Annotated in this window: 16 protein-coding genes; 2 read left to right on the forward strand and 14 right to left on the reverse strand. The window is 71.4% G+C overall.

Annotated elements, in window-relative coordinates:
• Window positions 1-130: 130 nt before the first annotated feature.
• The 6 genes from ACZ7P3_RS06655 to ACZ7P3_RS06680 form a co-directional block, all read right to left on the reverse strand.
• Entirely contained in the window at window positions 131-1054 is a 924-nt protein-coding gene (locus ACZ7P3_RS06655; protein ID WP_472079397.1) for a S66 peptidase family protein, read from the reverse strand.
• Window positions 1051-3006 carry a S9 family peptidase gene (locus ACZ7P3_RS06660; protein ID WP_472079398.1) on the reverse strand — a complete coding sequence of 652 codons (1956 nt, stop codon included), beginning with the start codon at window positions 3004-3006 and terminating at the stop codon, window positions 1051-1053. Before ACZ7P3_RS06660 ends, ACZ7P3_RS06655 begins: the two co-directional genes overlap by 4 nt.
• A gap of 16 nt (window positions 3007-3022) precedes the next feature.
• The gene (locus ACZ7P3_RS06665; RefSeq protein ID WP_472079399.1) at window positions 3023-4327 is read right to left on the reverse strand and encodes a M20/M25/M40 family metallo-hydrolase; all 1305 of its coding nucleotides are present in this window, start codon (window positions 4325-4327) and stop codon (window positions 3023-3025) included.
• The gene (locus ACZ7P3_RS06670; protein ID WP_472079400.1) at window positions 4320-5153 is read right to left on the reverse strand and encodes a M55 family metallopeptidase; all 834 of its coding nucleotides are present in this window, start codon (window positions 5151-5153) and stop codon (window positions 4320-4322) included. Before ACZ7P3_RS06670 ends, ACZ7P3_RS06665 begins: the two co-directional genes overlap by 8 nt.
• 148 nt (window positions 5154-5301) lie before the next feature.
• The gene (locus ACZ7P3_RS06675) at window positions 5302-6939 is read right to left on the reverse strand and encodes a serine/threonine-protein kinase (RefSeq protein WP_472079401.1); all 1638 of its coding nucleotides are present in this window, start codon (window positions 6937-6939) and stop codon (window positions 5302-5304) included.
• A gap of 364 nt (window positions 6940-7303) precedes the next feature.
• Window positions 7304-8710 carry an FAD-dependent oxidoreductase gene (locus ACZ7P3_RS06680; RefSeq protein ID WP_472079402.1) on the reverse strand — a complete coding sequence of 469 codons (1407 nt, stop codon included), beginning with the start codon at window positions 8708-8710 and terminating at the stop codon, window positions 7304-7306.
• 273 nt (window positions 8711-8983) lie between these two features.
• Between ACZ7P3_RS06680 and ACZ7P3_RS06685 the strand changes: the two genes are divergently transcribed.
• Window positions 8984-9763, forward strand: a complete 780-nt coding sequence (locus ACZ7P3_RS06685) for an alkaline phosphatase family protein (protein ID WP_472079403.1) — start codon at window positions 8984-8986, stop codon at window positions 9761-9763.
• Window positions 9702-9926, forward strand: a complete 225-nt coding sequence (locus ACZ7P3_RS06690; protein ID WP_472079404.1) for a phospholipase domain-containing protein — start codon at window positions 9702-9704, stop codon at window positions 9924-9926. Before ACZ7P3_RS06685 ends, ACZ7P3_RS06690 begins: the two co-directional genes overlap by 62 nt.
• Window positions 9927-10045: 119 nt before the next feature.
• Here ACZ7P3_RS06690 and metC read toward each other — a convergent pair whose 3' ends face one another.
• The 8 genes from metC to ACZ7P3_RS06730 form a co-directional block, all read right to left on the reverse strand.
• Window positions 10046-11245, reverse strand: coding sequence for a cystathionine beta-lyase (gene metC / locus ACZ7P3_RS06695; RefSeq protein ID WP_472079405.1), 1200 nt, complete (start codon window positions 11243-11245; stop codon window positions 10046-10048).
• Window positions 11242-12507, reverse strand: coding sequence for an MFS transporter (locus ACZ7P3_RS06700; RefSeq protein WP_472079406.1), 1266 nt, complete (start codon window positions 12505-12507; stop codon window positions 11242-11244). The genes metC and ACZ7P3_RS06700 overlap by 4 nt, the downstream gene beginning before the upstream one ends.
• Window positions 12504-13391: a sulfurtransferase gene (locus ACZ7P3_RS06705; protein ID WP_472079407.1), complete on the reverse strand. Its 888-nt coding sequence runs from the start codon at window positions 13389-13391 to the stop codon at window positions 12504-12506. Before ACZ7P3_RS06705 ends, ACZ7P3_RS06700 begins: the two co-directional genes overlap by 4 nt.
• A complete protein-coding gene (locus tag ACZ7P3_RS06710; protein WP_472079408.1) occupies window positions 13388-14614 on the reverse strand; it encodes an ATP-grasp domain-containing protein in 1227 nt (408 codons plus the stop codon). Before ACZ7P3_RS06710 ends, ACZ7P3_RS06705 begins: the two co-directional genes overlap by 4 nt.
• 20 nt (window positions 14615-14634) lie before the next feature.
• Window positions 14635-15888 (reverse strand): radical SAM protein, encoded by a 1254-nt coding sequence (locus ACZ7P3_RS06715; RefSeq protein ID WP_472079409.1) that lies wholly within the window; start codon window positions 15886-15888, stop codon window positions 14635-14637.
• A gap of 104 nt (window positions 15889-15992) precedes the next feature.
• The gene (locus tag ACZ7P3_RS06720) at window positions 15993-17144 is read right to left on the reverse strand and encodes an ATP-grasp domain-containing protein (RefSeq protein WP_472079410.1); all 1152 of its coding nucleotides are present in this window, start codon (window positions 17142-17144) and stop codon (window positions 15993-15995) included.
• A 652-nt stretch (window positions 17145-17796) separates the two neighbouring features.
• Window positions 17797-18516, reverse strand: coding sequence for a class I SAM-dependent methyltransferase (locus tag ACZ7P3_RS06725; protein WP_472079411.1), 720 nt, complete (start codon window positions 18514-18516; stop codon window positions 17797-17799).
• A gap of 200 nt (window positions 18517-18716) precedes the next feature.
• A complete protein-coding gene (locus ACZ7P3_RS06730; protein ID WP_472079412.1) occupies window positions 18717-21305 on the reverse strand; it encodes a SpoIIE family protein phosphatase in 2589 nt (862 codons plus the stop codon).
• Between the last annotated feature and the right edge of the window lie 5 nt (window positions 21306-21310).

Below are 21310 nucleotides of genomic sequence, written 5' to 3' on the forward strand. Positions count from 1 at the left end.
GGATACCTCCACACCGAGGCAACGCGAATACCGTCCGGTAGGTACCGGCCGGACATCATGTTGTGACACGTGTCAGAACACGGTCAATCCGGCCGTGCGCGGTTTCTTGACGGAGATTCAGCGGGAACGGTCAGCGCAGAGCGGGCTCGTCCAGCGTCAACGTGCCCGCGTCCGCGTCGAGTTCGGCCGCGACACCGAAGGGAAGGGTCAACGCGCCCTCGCAGTGACCGAATCCGAATTCCTCGACGACCGGAACGCCGAGCACACCGAGGCGGTCGGCGAACATGGGCCTCAGGCGCTCATAAGGACCGCACCTATCCCAGGAGCCGAGCAGCACCCCGCGCACCCCCTCCAGCCATCCCGCGCGCAGGAGCTGGGTGAGACAGCGGTCCAGCCGGTACGTCTCCTCGCCGACGTCCTCCAGGCAGAGCAGTCCGCCGCGCGCCGAGGCACGGGCGTACGGGGTGCCGCGTTCGGCGGAGAGCAGGCTCAGACAGCCGCCGAGGGTGACACCGCGTGCGCGGCCGGGCACGAGGGCGGTGCCACCGGAGGCGATGGTGCGGACGCTCTCCGGGGCGAAGAGGGTGGCCCTCAGGTGCTCCTGGGCCCGTTCGCTCTTGATGAGGTCGATGCCGGCCGCCATCGGCCCGTACAGGGTGGCGAGCCCCAGGCGGGCGGCGAAGGCCTCGTGCAGGACGGTGGTGTCGCTGAAGCCGACGAAGACCTTCGGCCCGGCCGCGCGCATCGCCTCCCAGTCGAGCAGGTCGACCATCCGCTGCACGCCGTAGCCACCGCGGGCGCACACCACCGCGTCCACCGCCGGGTCGCACCAGGCGTTCTGGAGGTCGGCGGCGCGGTCGGCGTCCGTGCCCGCCAGGTAGGGGAAGGTCGCGTGCCGGTCCAGCACATGGGGCGCGGCCACCGGGTCGAGGTCCCAGCCGCGCAGTATGTCGAGCCCCGCCTGGAGCCGTTCCTCGGGTACCGGCCCGCTGGGGGCGACGACGGCCACCCGGGCGCCGGGGGCCAGCCGGGCAGGCCGCACCAGTTCGTTCACGTGTCCAGTTCCAGCTTCGGGACGGCGGGCGTCGGATTCAGCCCGAACACCTGAGCGTACAGGGACAGCTCCGCCTCCAGGGCGCGGACCATGGTCTCGGCCCGCCGGAACCCGTGCCCCTCCCCCTCGAAGGTGAGGTGGGCGTGCGGCACGCCCCGGTCCCGGACGCGGGCGAGGAAGCGGGTGCACTGGGCGGGCGGGCAGATCACGTCGTCCAGGCCCTGGAGCAGCAGGAAGGGCGCGCCGAGCCGGTCCGCGTGGGCGATGGGCGAGCGCTCGGCGTACCGGACCGGCACCTCGGCGAGCGGGCCGATCAGCGACTCCAGGTAGCGCGACTCGAAGTCGTGGGTGTCCCCCGGGCCCCAGGTGACCAGATCGAGGACGGGGTAGCTGATCGTGCCGCAGGCGTAGACGTCGGTGGTGGTCAGGGAGGCTGCGGTGGTCCAGCCGCCCGCGCTGCCGCCGCGGATCGCGAGCCGGCCCCGGTCGGCGGTGCCCTCCTCGGCGAGGGCCAGGGCTACGGCCGCGCAGTCCTCCACGTCGACCACGCCCCACTGTTCGCGCAGCCGCTCGCGGTAGGCGCGGCCGTACCCGGTGGAGCCGCCGTAGTCGACCTCGGCGACCCCGATGCCGCGCGAGGTGAAGTAGGCGATCGCCAGGTCCAGCACGAGCGGCACCCGGCTGGTGGGCCCGCCGTGCGCCCAGATGACGTAGGGCGGCAGCTCGCCGTCGGGGGCGGCGTGGTCGGGGTGGTGCGGCGGGTAGACGTGGGCGTGGACCTCGCGTCCGGCGGGGCCGGTGAAGGTGCGGATCTGCGGCTCGGGGTAGTACGCGGGGTCGACCGGGTCCCGGTGCCGGGCACCGATCGCCCGGGCGCGGCCGCTGCTGGTGTCCAGCTCGACCACTTCGTACGCGCTGCGCGGGCTGGCGCCGATCGCGACGATCCGGGAACCGTGTGCCGCGAGGCTGGGCGCGAACTCGGTCCACGGTCCGGCCGCGTCGACGACCTCGCCGGACTCCGGGTCCAGTATCCCGAGCACGGTCGAGCCCCGGCCGTGCACGACCGCGATCAATCCGCCCGCCAGCGGCGCGAACCAGCGCAGTCCCAGCTTCCACAGCGGTCCGGCGAACTCCTCCTCGCGCGTGCACAGCGGGCTGCCGTCCCGGTAGAGGTTCCACCAGCCGCTGCGGTCGCTCGCATACAGCAGCCGGCCGTCCGCGGACCACTCCGCCTGCGCGACGGCCTCCTCGGGTCCGCCCGCCGCCGTGCGGACCGTGTGCAGGCCTCCGTCGTCACCGATCCCGGCGACGAGCAGTTCCGTGCCGTCCCACGGCATCCGCGGATGGTCCCAGGCGAGCCAGGCGGCCCGGCGGCCGTCGGGCGAGAGCCGGGGCCCGGTGACGAACCGGTGCCGGCCGTCGGTGAGTTCGCGCACCGCGGCCCGGTCGTCGGCGGCCGAACCGTCCAGCGGTACGGCGGCCAGGACGCGCCGGATGTCGTCGGGGCCCTCGCCGGTGAACTCCTCCAGGACGCACCACACTTCACCGCGGGCGAGGTCCACCTGCGGTTCCGCCCAGCGCAGTCCGCCGCCCACCGGGGAGACGGGGGTCAGCGGGCGCGGCTCACCGCCGGGCTCGTACCGGTACAGCCGCTGGTCGGCGAAGTGCGTGAAGACGATGAGGGGCCGGCCGTCCCGCTCCACCCCGGTCCAGGGCCGGCCGCCGTACTCGATGACCCGGCTGCGCACGTTCCACGGTGCGGGCAGCACCGTCTCCTCGACGCCGTCGGCCCTGCGTCGCACCAGCGCCCTGCGCCCGCCCTCGGCGGGCCGGGGCTCGGTCCACCAGATCTCGTCCCCGACGAATCCCACCCACTCCGGCAGCCCGTCGTGCGCGGCGGCCAGCGCCGCGTCGATGGGCGAGGGCCAAGAGCCGTACGCCGCTCTGAGCACCGCGTCCCCCTTTCCCCTAGGCCGTCCGCAGAAAGCGGTCGAGGACCCGGACGCCGAAGTGCAGCGCCTCGACGGGTACGCGCTCGTCGACACCGTGGAACAGCGCCTGGTAGTCGAAACCCTCGGGGAGCTTCAGCGGCGCGAATCCGTAGCCGGTGATGCCGAGCCGCGAGAACTGCTTGGCATCGGTGCCGCCCGACATACAGTACGGCACCACATGTCCCTCCGGAGCGAACTCTTCGACGGCCGCCCGCATTCCGGCGAAGGCCGGCGAGTCCACCGGCGCCTCCAGGGCGACCTCCCGGTGGTGGAACTCCCAGTCCACGTCCGGGCCGGTGAGCCGGTCGAGGGTGGCGCGGAACTCCTCCTCGCCGCCCGCCAGATAGCGTCCGTCCACGAAGGCGACCGCTTCGCCCGGGACGACGTTGACCTTGTAACCGGCGTCCAGCATGGTCGGGTTGGCGCTGTTGCGCAGGGTCGACTCGACCAGCTGTGCGGCGGGGCCGAGCTTCTCCAGCAGCCGGTCCGGCTGCCCGAAGTCCGCGTCGACGCCGTAGACGGCGGCGAGCCCGCCGAGGGCGGCCCGTACGGTCGGGGTGAGTCTGAGCGGCCACTCGTACGCGCCGATGCGGGTGACGGCGGCGGCGAGCCGGGTCACCGCGTTCTCCTTGTTGACCTTGGAGCCGTGCCCGGCCCGGCCGCGGGCGGTGAGCTTCACCCAGCCGGTGCCCCGCTCCCCCGCGGCGATCGGGTAGATCTGGCGTCCGGCGCCGTCGTGGAAGGTGAACGCACCGGACTCGCCGATGCCTTCCGTACACCCCTCGAACAGCTGCGGATGCCGGTCGGCGAGATACCCGGAGCCGTCCTCGGCGCTGGCCTCCTCGTCGGCGGTGAACGCGATGACGAGGTCGCGTCGGGGCCGGACGCCCTGCCGGGCCCAGGACCGCACGACCGCCAGGATCATCGCGTCCATGTTCTTCATGTCGACGGCGCCGCGCCCCCACACCACGCCGTCGCGGATCTCGCCCGAGAACGGGTGCACGCTCCAGTCGGCGGCCTCGGCCGGCACCACGTCGAGATGGCCGTGCACGAGCAGCGCCTGGGCCGAGGGGTCGGTGCCCTCGATCCGGGCGACGACGTTGGTCCGCCCGGGCGTCCGCTCCAGCAGCAGCGGCTCAAGTCCCGCCCCGGCCAGCCGTTCGGCCGCGTACTCGGCGGCCGGCCGCTCCCGGCAGTCCCCGCCGCCGCGGTTGGTGGTGTCGATCCGGATCAGGCCGGAGGTGAACTCGACCACCTCGTCCAGGGCCTGCTGGTCAGCCATACTGCTCCTCCACGGCGGCCGAGACGATCGTGGTGACCGCCTTGAAGGTACGGATCCCGTCGTACATGGTGTCGCTGGTGTACGCCACCTTCCGCTCGCCGATCCGCGCCACGCCGGGCACGACGGTCGCGGCCATCGCCAGGTGCTCGGCGTCGACCTCGACGGCGACGGTGAACGGGCCGCCGCGCACGGGTTCGTGACGCACCGCCAGCTGTGCGGCCTCCTTGGCCGCGGCGCGGATGTCGGCGGCGGTCCGGGCCGGGGTGCGGCACACCGCGGCGTACCGCGACACATGGTCCTTGACCGCGACCTTCAGCGCCCCGGGAGCGTACCCGAGGGCGTCCTCGCAGGCCACGTCGTCGCCGGTGACGAGTACGACGGGGACGCCGTACTCGGCGACGACATGCGCGTTGAGCAGCCCCTCGCTGGCGCGGACGTCGTTGACCCACACACCGGTGATCTGGTTCGCGAGGTAGGTGTGCGCCAGGACGCCCTCCATGCCGGCACCCGCGTGGTAGCCGACGAAGGCGATGCCGTCCACGTCACCGTGCTGGACGCCCTCCACCATGGACAGCGCCTTGTGCCGGCCGGTGAGCATCTCGACCCGCTCGTCGAGCCGCTCCAGGAGCAGGTTGCGCATGGTCCAGTGGGCCTCGTTGACGAGCACCTGGTCGGCGCCGCCGTCGAAGAAGCCCTCCGCTGCGGCGTTGACGTCCGAGGTGAACATCGAGCGGCAGCGCTCCCACTGGGGCGTCCCCGGCAGCACGTCGGCCGGCCAGGTGACGCCGGTGGCGCCCTCCATGTCCGCACTGATGAGGATCTTCATGGTGCTTCACGTTACGCGCAGGCGGGGGAACTTCCTATGAGGCGGGGAGCCCGACCGGGCCACGCGCCGCAGGCGCGGCAGGACCGATGCCGTCGATGCGGATGCCGCCGCCCGAGCGGTGGTGCGGCGCGTGGTCGGCAGCCGTCCGTCAGGGTTGGCGCGTGAAGCTCACCTGTACGGTCAGCGCGCCCCTGTTGTCCTGGGAGCAGACCCCGGCGATGTCGTTCATGCCCAGCTTCAGGGTGCCGCCCCCGGCGGCCCGGAAGGTCAGTTTCCGTCCGACGACGTGGACGGGGAAGTCCTTTTCGCCGGCGAGGACCGCCAGTAACGTCCCGAACGGCGCCTCGCGCTTGATCTTGCAGCCCTTCGCGCCGTCCAGCCGCCTGTCGGTGTCCGCGTCGTAGCCGGCCGGCCCCGTCATGGGCATCTTCCGGTGGTCGGCCGTCCACTTTCCGGAGACGAACCGCACGGTGACCAGGTCTCCTCGCCGGACGGACACGCCGGTCACCGGCTGCCAGCCGGCCGCCGACCGGACGACTTGGCGGGTGGCCGTCGTCTTCGGGTCCTCCTTGAACGGCAGTGTCCCGGTGAGGAACAGACCGCCTCCGACACCCGCCGCCAGCGCCGCCGCACCGGCCAGTACCCACCACAGCCGCTTCGGACCCGGCGGGCGGCTCGACCGGTGCTGTGCGGGCGGGAGCACGGAGGTGTGCCCGGCCGCCGGCACGGTCTCCCCGGCCGGGACGAGCCGCGCCTGGCCACTGGTCACGGTGTCGGCGCCTGCGCCTGCGTTGGCGTTAGCGTTAGCGTTAGCGCCTGCGCCTGCGCCTGCGTCGGCGTCGGCGTCGGCGTCGGCGTCGGCGTCGGTCAACCGGGTCGAAGGCAGCGGCGTGCGCACGGTCGCCGACGGCAGCGGCCCGGCGTCCGGCTCGCCCGCCGCGACGCTCCGCAGCGCGGAACGCACACGGTCCGTCGAAGGGCGCTCGCCCGGAGACTTGCGCAGCAGTGCCTCGACGACCGGGCGCAACGGGCCGAGCCGCTCTGCCAGGACGGGCTCCTCGTACGCCACCGCGTGCAGCGTCGCCGGTCCTGCCGGTCTGCGGAACGGGGATTCACCGCCGCAGACCGTGGCGAGGGTAGCGCCCAGTGACCAAAGGTCGGAGGCCGGTCCGGCCTCCGATGCCGTCACCCGCTCCGGCGCCATGAACTCCAGGGAGCCGACCAGTTCGCCGGTGACGGTGAGGCCGTCGCCGTCGTCCAGGGCCGCGATGCCGAAGTCGGTGAGAACGGCGTCGTCGTCGCGGCGCAGCAGGACGTTGGCGGGTTTGACGTCACGATGCAGAGCGCCGGCCGCGTGCACGGCTTCCAGCGCGTCGAGCAGTTGCAGGCCCAGTGCGGCGGTGTGCTGCGGTGTGAGCGGCCCGCTCTCGGTGATCCGATGCGCCAGTGAGGGCCCCTCGACGAGTTCCATGACGATCCACAGCCGGTCCTCGGACTCGACCAGGTCGTGGACGCCCACCACGTGCCGGTGCGGCACCCGGGCGACCGCGCGCGCCTCTCGGGTCGCCCGGCGCAGCCGTGTGCGGTGCCCCTCGTCGCCATGGGTGAGGATGTGCAGTTCCTTGGCGGCCACCGGCCGGTCCAGCAGCTGGTCGTGGGCACGCCAGACCGTGCCCATGCCGCCCCGGCCGAGGACGTCGTGGAGCAGATACCGATCCGCGATCAGCCGTCCTGGGCCGTGTTCCGAACGCGCCGCCGCCTGGTGATCGCCATCTCCTGGTGTCACGCGCTCTCTCAACTCTTCCTTCCCGGCGGGCCGGGCGCCCGCCGGTCCTCGTGTGTTCATTGCCCGAACCGGGCCGAGCATAACGGAGCGCATCGCAGGGACATGCCGTCAACTACCGTTCATTAATCGGGCTTTGATGTGGTAGGCCGCCTCCGGCGGTGCGGCTTCTTCACCACGAACCGGGACCGGAGTACTGGGGCCCCGGGGCCGACTGCGTCGGCCCCTTCATCGGGCGCCGCCGCCCCCCGGGGCTCGGATCCGTCCTCCAGGTGTCATCGAACCATCGGGACCGCGACGTCTCTGGGGCACTCCTTGGGAGGCGTGTGCGTTGGATCCAAAGACGATCGAGACGGCTGGCGTGCGGTCATAACCTCGCGCCGATGTCGCCCGGCTGGTCACCCAGGACACGCAGCTCTGCCGGGGAGAACGGCGGGTCTCCCAGGGGAGGACGGAGCGGACCTCGGGCCGCAGCCAGCACCACCTTCGGGGCGAGCAGGGCAGTCGGCGAACGAGAGAGCGAATACACGTCCAGCAGCGCGTGCAGTACGACGGGGTCGCTGCTCGCCACCCGCGTCAGCCGCTCCAAAAGCCATATCCACGCCGCTGCTGCGTAAGGTTGCCGGGCGCCGGCCACGCCCGGGTAGAGAACGTCCTGCGCCGCCGCCACCAGCCACGGCTGGTGGAATCCACGACTGATCGCCCGCTGGGCTCTCTGCGCGCCACCCCCATCGAGACCGTAGCGGTCCAGGCAGGTGCCCAAGGTGGCCGCCGAGCGGATCGCCGCGGACATGCCGTGTCCATAGACGGGATTGAACCGGGCGACCGCGTCGCCCACCGCCACGAATCCGGCCGGCCAGTGCCGGGCCCTCTCGAAGCGGTGGCGCACATTGGCCATGGCGCGGAATCCGCGCGGCGCCGTCAGCGGAGTACCTGCCGCCATGAGGCGGCTGAGCGCCGGATCGGGCAGTGCCCGGGCATACGCGGTGAACCCTTCCTCATCGGTGGGGGGCTCGGCACCGCGTGTGCCGCCCAGGGTGACCATCCATCGCCCGCCTTCCACCGGCAGCGCCAGGCCGCCCATGCCCGGGCGCCCGTTGCGGGGCTGTGCCTGGATGGTGACCATCGGAAACCCTTCGGCTCCATCGGGGGCCTGGTACAGGCGGGTGCTGTATGCCATGCCTGGGTCAATGGTCTGGGTCCGGATCGGGCCGAACCCCATTTCGGCCAGAAATGCCCCGGCCTTCGAACTCCTGCCAGTGGCATCGACCACGGCGTCGGCCTCCAGGACCAAGTCCCGGCCGCTTGCTCGGTCCAGGACCCGAGCGCCGTGGACGCAGGTCCGATCGCCCACGAAACCGACAGCCTCATGGCTGGTGAGCACGTCCACTCTGCCTGTGGCCATCACCCGCGACCGGACCGTCCAGTCCAGCAGCGGCCGTGACGCCGAGAGGATGAACAGGTGATGCGGGAGCCGTTCCATCCACCCAGTGCTGGTATGACAGACCAAGCTATCGGGCAGCCCGATCCGGTGAGCGCCTGCCTCGACCAGATCATTGAGAATCCCAGGAAGAAGACCATCGAGCACCCGGCTACCGCCAGCGTGCAGCATGTGTGCGTGCCGACCTTGAGGGACGCCTTTACGATCGGCCGACCCATCGGTCAACGCGTCGCGCTCGACGACCAGTACCTCGCTGTAACACTCAGTCATTACGTACGCTGCGAGCATCCCCGACAGCCCGCCGCCCAGTACCAGAGCGCGGCGTGCGCTCATTGGGCAACCTGCCAAGTAGCAACGCCGCCCTCGACGAACCCCGCGACCAGATTCGCTATCTGCGCCGAGGCCTGTTTCAGCCCGTGGCTAGCGATGGTTCGGAGCTTGGGCATGACCTGCTTTCTTACGCCGTAGATGACTTGATGTCTGTTCAGTCAATCTCGTGATCACGCCTCGTGCGCACGGTACTGGAGAGCACCACCCGATCTGGTGAGCTCCGTGTTGGCGCCCCCGGGGTCGAAGATCAGGGTTGTCGCACAGACCGCGTGTCTCATGAGACACGTCGAAGTCTGGAGAAAGGTGGCCGAGCAGCTCCAGCAGGCCGGCATCGACTGGCGGCTCTACTCCGACAACAGCGGCGACGGGCGGCAGGGTTACATCAGCACCTGGATCGGCGACTACGGCGACAACGAACTGAAGTACTTCAAGGGGTTCGACCCGGAGGGGCTGAGCGCCGACGACCCGAAGCTGCAGCCCGGCACCGGGCTGATCTGGCGCGGCAACGACGCGTACTACTCCGGCATCACCTCGCCGAACGACGACTCCGACGAGAACCTCGACGCGGTCCTCAAGAGCCTCCGTGACGCCTGCAGGCCGGGAGCGGAACACCCGCTGCCGGCCGTCTCCTGGATCGTGGCGCCGTACGGCTGGTCCGAGCACCCGGGCGCGGACACCCTGCACGGCGAGCGCTACGTCAAGAGGGTGCTCGACATCCTGCAGAGCAACCCCGACATCTGGAACCACACCCTCTTCATCCTCAACTACGACGAGAACGACGGGAAGTTCGACCACGTGCTGCCGCCGTGGCCCGAGCCGGGCACGGCGCGCGAGTACGCAGGCGACTACCCGCTCGGCTTCCTCGATCCACTCGAACGACGGCTTCGTGCGATCCTTCGCCGGCCGGGTCGCGCCCGCCGGAACGAGGAACGGCGGCCGTCCGCGCGTGGAGGTCGGCCTGCTGAAGGGCGAGGGCACCCGGCGCGCTGCCCGGGTGAAGCTCACGCTGCACAACGACGGCACCAAGCCGGTGGAGTACACGCTCACCGCTCATGACCACCTCGGCCACACGCAGAAGGTCACGGTGGCCCACGGCACGACGAAGGTCGTCATGTGGCCGACCCAGGAGGGTTACTACGACGTGGTCGTCACCGTCAACACCGACACCGCCTGGACGCAGCGCTACGCCGGCCGGGTCGCCACTGCCGGACAGGACTGATTCGGCCAGGACATCCGTGGCGACAGCGGCCGTCATGACCGCCGTCGCCACGGTGCCCCGCCGTGCCGGCCGTCGGCGGCTTCCGGGCCCGCATCGGGTACGTCACGCTGCCCACGGCGTCATCGGCCCCCGGCCAGCAGGGCCGCGAAGCCCGCTGTCAGGTCCTGTTTCAGGTCCTCCAGGCCCTCGAAGCCGACGTGTATCCGGATCAGTGGCCCCCGGCCCGCCCAGCTGCCCGGCAAGCGGTGGGAGACCGGGTCGGCGGGGACGACCAGGCTCTCGTAGCCGCCGTAGCTGTGGCCGAGGCCGAACAGCCGTAGCCGGTCGAGCATCGCGTCGACGTCCGGTGTGCCGAGGCCCGGGTCCAGTTCCACTCCGAACAGACCGGCCGCGCCGGTGAAGTCGCGGCGCCACAGGTCGTGGCCGGGGTCCCTGGGCAGCCCCGGGTGCAGGACGGCCGCCACGCCCTCCTGCCCGGCGATCCAGCCGGCCAGTTCCAGCCCTTGTTCCTGGTGGCGGGCCAGTCGCACGCTCAGGGTGCGGAGCCCGCGCAGGCCCATGTAGACGTCGTCGGCGCTCGCGCACTGGCCGAGCCGGATGGCCGCGCCCCGGACGAGCGGATAGCTCTCCTCCGTGCAGACGACCGCGCCGAGGATGCTGTCCGCGTGCCCCGTCAGGTACTTGGTCGCGGAGTGCACCACCGCGTCCACGCCCGCCCCCAGCGCCAGCGGCCGGCAGAACGCGGGCGTCGCCCAGGTGTTGTCCGCGATGGTGGCCACCCCACCGGCCCGGCAGACGGCGGTGATCGCCGGGATGTCCTGCACCTCGAAGGTGGTGGAGCCCGGGGATTCGAGATAGAGCAACCGGGTCCGGGGGCGGATCAGTTCCCCGATCGCGGCGGCGTCCGCGTCGGGGCGGTAGTACTCGGTCTCCACTCCCAGCGCGGCGAGCGAGTCGCAGAACTTCCGGGTCGGCAGGTAGACGGAATCGCTGACGAGGATGTGATCGCCGGCTCTCACGTAGGCGAGGATCGTCGTCGTGATCGCCGAGAGCCCGGAGCAGGTCGCCACCGCCGCGTGGCCGCCCTCCAGTTCGGCCAGCGCCTCTTCGAAGGCGCGGCTGGTCGGCGTGCCGAAGCGGCCGTAGACCGGGGCGCCCCGCTTGAGCGGGTCGGCCTGGGAGGCTTCCATCTCGGCCGTGTCCCGGTAAAGGACCGTGGAGGCGCGGTGCACGGGCGGGTTGACGTAGCCGCCCTGCCGGTGCGGGTCCGAGCCGGCGTGCACGTACCGCGTCTCCCGCGAGGTGGTGGGCTCGTTCACCGGCCCACCGCCGTTTCCGACAGCACCGATTCGGGAGCCGCGGGCTGCCTGCGGCCGCCCAGCGCCAGGGCCAGCAGCGCCGCGCCCGCGCACTGCGCGCCCACCACCAGCCAGAACGCGCCGAGGTCGCCGGCGGACTTGTAGTGGGCGAAGACGAATCCGCCGACGACGCCCGCGAGAAGTCCGCCGACACCGCCCGTGAGCCGCTGGACGCCGAAGGCGAAGGCGGCGTTGCGCGGCAGCAGGTCCACCAGTTCCAGGTCGCAGCGCAGGAAGAGGAAGATCTCCCCCATGGTGAACAGGGCGGTGCCGGCCAGCAGGGCCGGGGTGCTGCCCTGGGCCATGACCGCCATGCCGAGCGCCATCACCGCGAACGAGCCGGCCATCAGCAGGCGGTAGTCGGCCCGCGCGATCCGGTCGGCGAGCGCCGGCTGGAGCACCACCACCATGGCGCAGTTGAGCAACATCACCCAGCCGAGCGCCTGGATGTCGGACACCCCGGCGGCGTACAGGCCGATGAAGCTCTGGAAGAAGAAGTAGAGGTAATAGGCGAGGGCGGTGAACAGGACCGGGCGCAGCGCGCCCCGCAGCGCCGCCCACTTCTGGGTGGCCCCCTCGTCCTCCCCGGTCGCCTCCGGCGCCGTGGCCGACAGGCGTTCGACCGGTTTCAGGGTGATCTGGTGAGCCGCCGTGATCAGCGCGAAGAGCCCGGCGAGGCCGATGAGCAGCATCATCGGATCGGTGTCGACCAGCAGCGCGGCGAGCAGCGGCCCGAGCCCCATGCCCGCGTTCAGGGCGGCGCTGCTCACTCCGAGGAAGAGCGGGCGCAGTTCACCGGAGACGCTGGTGACGATGTACGCCTTGTTCGCCGGGAGGTACAGCGCGGGGCCGCCCGCGACCAGGACGACAGCCGGGTACGCGACCCAGGGCACCTTGACGGCCAGCCCGAACAGCACCAGACCGGCCGTGCGCAGGGTGAGCGCGAACACCATGGTCCGCTTGAGCCCGAGCCGGTCCACGACCGCGCCGCCGAGGATGCTGCCGCCGAACTGGATGAAGGTGGCCACGGCCACCAGGACGCCGGCCACCCGGACATCCAGGTGGACGGCCTCGACCATGAGCACCCCGATGAACGGGGTGACCATGTAGCTGCCCAGGGCGACGACGAACGACAGGACGATCAGGGCCTTGAGCGCGGCCGGCAAGCCGGTGAAGGTCCGGTATTTCGCGGTGAGCCCACCGCGGAGGCGCCCCCCGCTCATGGCGAACCGCTTTCGCCGGTGGCCACCGGGCGGTCGGAGGGCAGGCCCCACTCGCTCCACGAGCCGTCGTACACGGCGAGGCCGCGGTAGCCGGCCAGGGTGGCGCCGAGCGCGAGGACGCAGGCGGTGACCCCGGAACCGCAGCTGAAGTACAGCCGCTCCCGGTCCCCCGCCACCGCCTCGAACGCCTTGCGCAGCTCTTCCGCCGACCGCAATACGCCTCCTGTTCGCAAAAGTTCACCGAAGGGCAGGCTGACGGAACCCGGCATGTGGCCGCCGCGCAGGCCCGGACGCGGCTCGGGCGCGCTGCCGGCGTAGCGCTCCCGGGTACGTGCGTCGAGTACGGCGGCACTCGGGTCGGCGAGGGCGGCGGCGACGGCATCGGCGTCCACGATCAGGCCGGGCCGGGGCCGGGCGGAGAAGGTGCCGCGCGGGCCGTCGTAGGCGGCGGGCACGGGCTCGACCGGGTGGCCGGCCGCGATCCAGGCGGGCAGGCCGCCGTCGAGGACGGCGACCCGGTCGAAGCCCATGGCGCGCAGCATCCACCAGGCCCGGGCGCTGGAGTAGATGCCCTGTGCGTCGTAGACGACGACCGTGTCGGTGTCGTGCAGGCCGAGGGCACGCAGTGCCTCGGTGAACTCCTGGGCACCGGGCATGGTGTGCGGGACCGCGGAGGTGTGGTCGGACAGCTCTCCGTCGAGGTCGAAGGGCCGGGCCCCGGGGATGCGGGGGGCCGCGCCCCGGCGGGCGCCGACGGAGGCGTCGAAGAGGACCAGTCCCTCGCCGAGATGAGCGGCCACCCAGCCGGCCCCGACGAGCGGACCGGGCAGCCCGGCGTCAGTCGTGCCGGGGGGTGTCGTGCCGTGGGATGTCGTCGCGCTCACGCGACACCTCCGGAGGATCGGGCTGGCCGCCACCGGGTGTTGTCGGAGAACCAGTCGGCCACACGCTCCAGATTGGCCGCCACATCCTCCTCGGTGTCCCCGTCCACCACATAACCAGCCAGGAACAGACCGGACTTGACCCCGCCGTGGAACTCCTGGCCGACCGCCCCGGTCAGCATCGCGTCCCGGACGCACTCCGGCTGCCCGGTTCCGGCCCCGGTCGCCGGCAGCTGCTCCAGCACCCCGTTCCGGGGCGGGATGCACAAGGCCCCGGCGGGCCGGTACCCGGGGGTCCCGAACGTCAGGGGCAGGCCGCACTCGGCGTACAGCCACTCCTTGTCCAGGTCGATCCCGAACGCGTGCCGGACCATCGGGCTGATCATGCCGCCGCCGGTGCGGCTGGCGATCTCGCAGAAGACCAGCCGGTCGTCGGGCGTGACCCAGAATTCGGCGTGGAAGGCGGTCTGGGGCGGAGTCGGCAGCTCGGCCAGGACCGCTCGCGCCGCTTTGACCAGCCGGTCGTACAACGGATCCTGCGGAGTGAGCGGGAGGTTGGCCACCCAGTCGTTGTTCCGGAAGGACAGGCAGTCGTTGAGGTAACGGAACGGGTGGACGAAGACGACTTCGCCACCGGCCACCAGCCCGTCCACGTGGTACATCTGCCCGGGTACGAACACCTCGATCTCGCTGGTCCCCCGCCACGGGCTGGCCAGATACGCGTCCAGCTCCGCCTCGTCGCGAATGATCGCCGCGCCCAGCGAACCCGACTCGGACACCGGCTTGATCACGACCGGAAAGCCGTGCTCGGCGATGAAGCCGAGGGCCGTGTAGGCCGAGTCGAGCCGCTGGTAGGCGGGCACCTCCACGGGGCCGCCGGCGAGGTGGTCCTTCATGACCACCTTGTCACGGAAGGCGAGCGCGCTCGCGGTGTGCTGGCCCGGCAGACCGAGCAACTCCCGCAGTTGGGCGGCGCGTACGACATCGGCCTCGGCGCGGGCGAAGATCGCCTCGACCGCGAACTCGCGGGCCAGCCCCAGCGCGGTCTTCTCGACCAGCTGGTTGGTGTCGTACGCGTCGAAGGCGTGCACATGCGGGAGATGCGCATAGCCCTCCGCGTACTCGCGTGCGGTCACGATGACCGGGACGATCCCCGAGCCGGCCAGCCACTGGTCGTACGGGGTCTTGGCATGGGGCGTCTTGGCGAAGACGAGGATGTGGCGCATCGCGGGGTCTTTCTCTCGGGTCAGGACGCGGAATCGGCGAGCAGCGGCAGCCGGCGCCGCTCCGGGACCCGGGAGATCAGGCCGAGTTCCTCGGACAGCTCGGTGGCGAAGCAGCCGTCCTTGTACGCGCCGGAGAGCCGCTTGGCGGTGAACGCCTCGATCTCCCCGTGATCGAACTCCAGGTCGTACGTGGTGCTTTCGCCGGCCTCACCGGTGGTGACGGTGCGGGTCAGGATTCCCAGGTGCGGCTCGAAGGTGTTGACACAGCCGACGATGTCGCCGATCTTCTCGCGGCGGCCCTCGGGGCCGTCGGAGAGGATCTCCTCCTGCGCGGGAATGGCGGCGAACAGCTGCCGGCCGGCCCGGCACCAGCCGACGTGGCCGGGAAAGCCCATGGCCTTGATGCCGAAGGTGCCGAAGTCCTCGCTGACGCCGAGCTGGAAACCGAGCGGAATCGTCTCGTGGATCCACTTGAAGTCGCGGTACGCCTGCTCGATCTCCTCGCGGGAGAGCCGCAGTTCGGGGTGGCGGTTGCCGTGGTCGGTGAAGTTGTTGAACCGGACGGTGGCCACGCCCAGCTTGTTGAAGTAGTGGGCGTAGCGCTCCAGGGAGGTGCGTCCGTGGTTGTGACGGCCGACGGTGACGCCGATGTTGACGCGGAAGGCGTCCTCGGCGGCCACGCCCTTGTTGTACTCGGCGATACGGCGCAGCACCTCCTCGGTGTCCGCGCCGGAGAAGACGCCCTTGATGGGGTACGTCTTGTGGTCGATGACGCCGAGGTCCTCGTCGATCACACCGTGGTAGGTGATGGAGATGGTGCCGTAGCCGTTCTCGACGGCCCGGTCGAGGAGTTCGGTCCAGTTGTCGGCGAGCAGCGGGCGGCCGCTGGTCCAGGCGTCGCCCTTCTCCATCGTCAGGGTCGGCTTGTGGTCGGACTCCTGCCGGAACTCGCGGTTGTTGGCGGGACCATAGAGCTCCATGAACTCGCCGTCGTAGGCGAAGCTGTCCACATAGCGGGGATAGACGTGGTACCCGTGCGACCGAAGGCCCTCCAGGATGCGGGGGCCCTCCTCCATGGCGAAGGACTTGTCGTAGACCTTCTCGTAGTTGACGAACCAGCAGTGGGAGCACTTCTGGCCGCAGGTGTTCTTGCCGACCTTGGTGTCGAGGTCGAGGTAGATGTGGATGTCGTCGGCGGCGATGTCCTTGAAGGGCGTGGTGAAGGGAACATCACCATGGAAATCGTAGGAAATCGGCGCGTTCTGAGCGGACATGTGGCCCCCCGGTACGGTGTCGTCGTCAGAGAAGAGACAGGAAAGGTGAACTGGGAAGAAAGAGACAAGAAGGATTCAGAGCAGCGGTCCGAGCGGAGTTCTCGTCAGAGGTGCGGCTCGGGCACGGTGGTGACCACCGGGTGAGCGATCAGTTCCCCGACGGCCGCGGCGCAGGCTCCGGTGTCATCCGCGGTCAGAACGGCCATGCCGAGCCGGTCGGAGGAGGAGCGCAGCGGCCGGACCTCGTCTCCCGGCCGGACGGAGAGTTCCCAGGCGTGGACCTGGCCATGGACGAGAGCGGGCGGCGGCGCAACCGCGGTCACGGTCCCGGGCGGGGCGGTGAGGAAGACGGTGGCGGCCGCGGCCGCGGTGGCGGGGCTCCGGTGGATCCCCTCGCCGATCGCCCAGCCGAGGGCGGCGCGCCGCCATGCGACTCCGGTGGTGAGGTGCACCAGGTCCGCGATGCCATCGCCGCCGAGCCGGGTGTGGGTCTCGATCACGACGATCTTGTCGCCTTCGACCATGACCTCGGTGTGGCTGGGGCCGTCGGTGAGGCCGATCGCGTCGAGCAGCTCGCCGACCGCCCGGGCGACCAGCTCCTGGCGGCGCCGGTCCAGGGAGGGCGGCGGCATCATGTGGCTGACCTCGACGAACCCGTCCGTGGTGCCCTTCTCCGCGATGCCGATGACGGTGTGCCTGCCTCCAGCCGAAAGGGCCTCGACGCTGAACTCCCGGCCCTCGGCGAACTGTTCCACCAGGGTCGCCGCGCTGCGGCGGTCCGCCGGGAGTGCGTCGAGACCCTCCACCAGGGTGATGGAGGCGCTGCCGACTCCGTCGACCGGTTTGGCCACCGCCCGCCCGTAGGCGGCGAACAGCCGAGCCACCGCCTCCGCATCGTCGCCCGCCGCGAAGGCCGGATTCAGATGCGGGACCACGCGCTCAAGGATCCGGCGCATTTCGAGCTTGTCACGGGTGGCGCGCACGACGGCCGGGGCGACGCCGGTGACGCCGAGCCGGCGGGCGGCCAGTGCGGCCGGCTCCAGGCCGAACTCGGTGAGGGAGACGACGGCGGTCGGGCGCAGCGGCCGCAGGACCTCGTCGGTGAAGGCCAGGAAGGCGGGCAGGTCCAGGAAGTCCGCCGTGAGGACCCGGGTGCCGGGATCGAGGGCGGGTGCACCGGGCAGCTGTACGTGGATCAGCTCGCCGGGCAGGGGCGCCGCCGCCCGGGCCACGGTCGGATTGGCGCCGACGATCACAAGAGTGGACCTGTCGTTCGTGCCCCTCGGACAGTCCTCGTCCGGTCCCCCCGCAGCATCCACTGCGCCCACCGCCCCTCCCCCGTTGTGACCGCTCGTTCGACCGACGCGGCGGGCAAGACAATCGCAACCGCGCTCGGAGGATGTCAACAGGTTCACGGGCAGTGACAGTTCGCCGTTGCGACGGACTCTGACCAGGAATCGGCCGTGATCCCAAGGCTCGCCCAGCGAGTTGCACGGGCGGCGGATCAGCCGCGTTCGATTGCACACTGACACGCGCGCCCAGACCAAATCGGCCAACTTTTCGGCCGCCACGCAACACTCCGTTCACAACACCGCAGCACAGCCCGCCGATCAGCAAGCTGTTTCGGCCAATCGCCGGGCGGAGACGCCGTGTGGCGAAAATCCGGGGGGAGCGGCTCGTTTCCGGCGAGGTCGTGGGGCGGGTGAACAGCGCGTTACGGCGAGCGTCCGCCGAGGGCGGCCGAGGACCGCCGTCCCGGCACCTTGCCCGGCGTGCGACTCCGCCAAGGCACTGACATCAGCAAGGACTCCGCCAAGGCACTGACACGAGTGGTGACAGGGGCCGCCGTGGGCCGCAGTGGGTTTCAGTTCCCCTCTGCGGCCCGGCGAACTGCCGGTCCGGGCTCGCTCACTTCCCGGCGAGCACGAACCAGCGGGCCGGCAGGTCGATTCGGGTGCCGTCCGCGAAGTACTCGGTCTGGGGCAGGGCGGTGGGGCCGTCGGCGAGCACCTTCAGACCGGCGTCGCCGAGCAGCCGGGGAATCTCCTCGTCGTCGGCGTCGGCGGGCTTCAGACCGTGGTGGAAGACCCGGCGCAGCTTGGGCGGCGGGCCGTCCGGGTCGGCCGCGGCGCGCTTGAGCACGTCGCGCGAGCCGGAGGTGAGTTCGACCACGAACGCACGTCCCTCGGCGCCGATGATGTCGGCGACCGCTTCGGCCACCGCGGCGCGTGCCCGCGGTTCGCTCTGGTGGATCACGGCCCGCATGTACACGTGGCTGTCGCCGAGGCGCTCGTGCAGGGCCTGTACGGCGGCGGTGTCGGTGAGGTCAAGCTGCTGGAACTCGACGGTGTCGCCGTGCCCGGCACGGCGGGCGTGCTCGACGGCGGCGTGCGAGAGGTCCACACCGACCGCGTGGGCGAACCGGGTGGCGAGGTAGCGGGTCTGGGTGCCGTTTCCGCAGCCCAGGTCGACGATGGTGCGTGCGGTGTCCGCGTGCGGCAGGAACAGCTCGCTGTGCGGCTCGGCGGTGAGGGCGGGATCGGAGTCCCAGATCGCGTCGCCCGCCTCGTGGGAGGTTTCGCGCCAGTAACTCTCCCATGAGTTGCGGTAGTTGTCCGAGACGTTCATCGCGCTCTCCCCACAGTCGGTTCCGTGATCGGAATATCGCGACAGCCGTGCGTGGGGCAAGAGGTGAGAGGTCACCTTCACCGGATGTACGGACACAGGCCACCCCTCAGGGGGGCGCGCAGACGCATCGCGCGCCCCCGGTTCATCCGCAGGCACACCACGCGCTCCGGTTCATCCGCAGGCACACCACGCGCTCCGGTTCATCGCCTTCCGCTGAGAGCCTGCTCGAACCAGACGGTCTTGCGGTGCCCGGTGGCGCTGGCGCCCCACTCACGAGCCAGACGGCTGACCACGCGCAGGCCGCGGCCCGACTCGTCGTACGGCCCGGGGCCGAGCATGGCGGGAAGCTCCGGCTCGTCGTCCGTGACCTCGCACAGCAGTGCCTCGGTGCGGACCAGCCGCAGCCCGATCCGGTCGCCGCCACCGTACTGGACGGCGTTGGTGACCACCTCGCTGACCAGCAGTTGCGCCGTCTCCACGGCCTGCGGCAGACCCCATTCCAGCAGCCGGTCGCGGACCAGCCGGCGAGCCCGTGCCACCTCGCGCGGATCGCTGTCGAGCTGCCACTCGGCGACGTGGTCCTCGGGGATGCCGTTGAGCCGGGCCATGAGCAGGGCGACGTCGTCCTTGCGGCCGCCGTGGGTGTTCAGGGCACGGATGATGGTGTCGCAGGCGGCGTCCATCGAGGCCGCCGGGTGGGCCGCGGACTCGCAGAGCGCGGCGAGCCCCTCACCGATGTCGCAGCCGCGCACCTCGACCAGGCCGTCGGTGCACAGCACCAGCCGGTCGCCGGGCGAGACCCGCACGACGGTGGACTCGAACGCGACACCGCCGACCCCTATGGGCGCGCCGGTGGGCAGGTCGAGCAGTTCGCTGCGGCCGTCCTCGGCCCGCACCAGAACGGGCGGGATGTGTCCGGCGTTGGCGAGGTGGAGTTCGCCGCGGATCGGGTCGTAGACCGCGTACAGGCAGGTGGCGAGGTAGTTCTCGCCGAGCCGCCGGGCCAGGTCGTCCAGGTTGCGCAGAAGGTGGGCCGGCGGGGTCTCCATGGCTGCCATCGTCTGCACGGCCGTGCGCAACTGACCCATCATGGCAGCCGAGTTGAGACCGTGGCCCATGACGTCGCCGACCACGAGGGCGGTGCGGGACCCGGGCAGCTTGATGGTGTCGAACCAGTCGCCGCCGATCCGGCCGAGCCGGGTACCCGGCAGATAACGGGTCGCCACGTCACAGCCGGCCATCCGCGGGGTCACCTGCGGCAGCATGCTGTCCTGAAGGGTGTCGGCGACGTTCTCCTGGTAGGTGTACATGCGGGCGTTGTCGAGCACGAGACCTGCGCGGGCGGCGAGTTCGGCGCCGGTCGTGCGGTCCATGTCGTCGAAGGCCGGGCGGTCGGGGCGACGCATCAGCACCATGAAGCCGAGCACGACGTTGCGCGCCTTGAGCGGGACGATCAGCAGGGAGCGGCCGTTGATCAGCGGTCTGAGGTCGCGCTTCTCGAACTCGCCGGAGATGCGGTCGCCCAGCTCCTCGCTGATCCTCGGGATGAGGACCGGCTCGCCCGTGACCATGCACTGGTAGAACGGCGTGTGCTCGGGGAAGGCGAAGGCCTCGCCGACCGGCACGGTGTCGTCCCAGCGGCCCGGTTCGTCGTTGTGCTCGACCCAGACGCGGTGCATCAGCGTGCTGGCGTCCGGCGGGCCGTCCGGGAAGCCCTCGCCCGCCAGGACGGCGGAGCGCAGATGCGTGCCGGCGAAGTCCGCGAAGCGGGGTACGGCGGCGCTGGTGACCTCGCGGATGGTCTCGCCGAGGTCGAGCGAGGTGCCGATGCCGGAGCTGACCTCGTTGAGGAACTCAAGGCGCTCGCGCACGGCGGCGTACTCGAGGTCGAGTTCGGCGCCGGTGGGGATCACGGCCGCCGCCGTGCGCTGCTGCGGTACGACGGCTTCGGTGCGCATGCGCCCGGGGCGCCGCGGCACACCCCAGTACGGGGTGACGGGCACCCGGTCGTACTGGCTGAACTCCAGGACGGGGTAGCCGAGTTCGAGGACCTGGGAGACGATGCGGCCGCTCAGTCCCGGGCCCATGTTGGGCAGGATCTCGGGGAGCCGCCGGGCGAGGTCCTCGGGGTCGGGCAGTTCGGTGTGGCGGGCGAAGCCGGGCGAGATGCGTTCGGCGGTCTCGTCGTCGTAGCCGCGCTCGTCCCGCAGCCGGGTGGCGTCGGCGGCGAGCACCAGCAGCCGGGACGTTCCCGGGCCGACCAGCGGGTACGCCCACCACAGCACGTCGATCCGCGTCTCGTCCCGGTGCGGGACATCCGCGTGCGGGACATCCGCGTGCGGGACATCCGCGTGCGGGACGTCCTCCCGCGCAGGGTCCTCGTACGACGGGCCCTTGTCGGAAGGGGATTCGCCGGAAGGGTCCTCGTCCGAAGGGTCCTTGTGCGGGGAGAGGCGGGCGCGGCCCGCCGTCGCGTAGCCGGTGCGGCCGCCGAGGGAGGCCTCCAGATCGGGGCCGAGTCCGTCGTACGCCTCGTACGAGCCGTAGGCGTCCGGCGTCGCGTCGCCGTGGAGGTCGTCGGGGAGTGCGCCGGAGACCGGCAGCAGGTCCGCGGCGAGATGCCCGACCGCGTCCTGACGGCTCGCCCCGAACATCCTGCGCGCGCCGCTGCTCCAGTGGGACACCAGGCCGTCACGGTCGACGACCACCACGGCCAGCGGAATCCGGCCCGTCGCGGCGTCACCTGCGCCGCGGCCGGGTGGTGTGTCCCGCTCGCTGCCACGGTCCATGGCCC

This window comes from Streptomyces sp. NPDC107581, assembly GCF_055657175.1.

What these genes read in the sequence shown, in the direction of transcription:
- ACZ7P3_RS06665 (WP_472079399.1), bottom strand. Translation starts at nt 4,327, where the DNA reads ATGGCTGACCAGCAGGCCCTGGACGAGGTGGTCGAGTTCACCTCCGGC.
- ACZ7P3_RS06670 (WP_472079400.1), bottom strand. Translation starts at nt 5,153, where the DNA reads ATGAAGATCCTCATCAGTGCGGACATGGAGGGCGCCACCGGCGTCACC.
- ACZ7P3_RS06680 (WP_472079402.1), bottom strand. Translation starts at nt 8,710, where the DNA reads ATGAGCGCACGCCGCGCTCTGGTACTGGGCGGCGGGCTGTCGGGGATG.
- ACZ7P3_RS06685 (WP_472079403.1), top strand. Translation starts at nt 8,984, where the DNA reads ATGAGACACGTCGAAGTCTGGAGAAAGGTGGCCGAGCAGCTCCAGCAG.
- ACZ7P3_RS06700 (WP_472079406.1), bottom strand. Translation starts at nt 12,507, where the DNA reads ATGAGCGGGGGGCGCCTCCGCGGTGGGCTCACCGCGAAATACCGGACC.
- ACZ7P3_RS06710 (WP_472079408.1), bottom strand. Translation starts at nt 14,614, where the DNA reads ATGCGCCACATCCTCGTCTTCGCCAAGACGCCCCATGCCAAGACCCCG.
- ACZ7P3_RS06715 (WP_472079409.1), bottom strand. Translation starts at nt 15,888, where the DNA reads ATGTCCGCTCAGAACGCGCCGATTTCCTACGATTTCCATGGTGATGTT.
- ACZ7P3_RS06725 (WP_472079411.1), bottom strand. Translation starts at nt 18,516, where the DNA reads ATGAACGTCTCGGACAACTACCGCAACTCATGGGAGAGTTACTGGCGC.
- ACZ7P3_RS06730 (WP_472079412.1), bottom strand. Translation starts at nt 21,305, where the DNA reads ATGGACCGTGGCAGCGAGCGGGACACACCACCCGGCCGCGGCGCAGGT.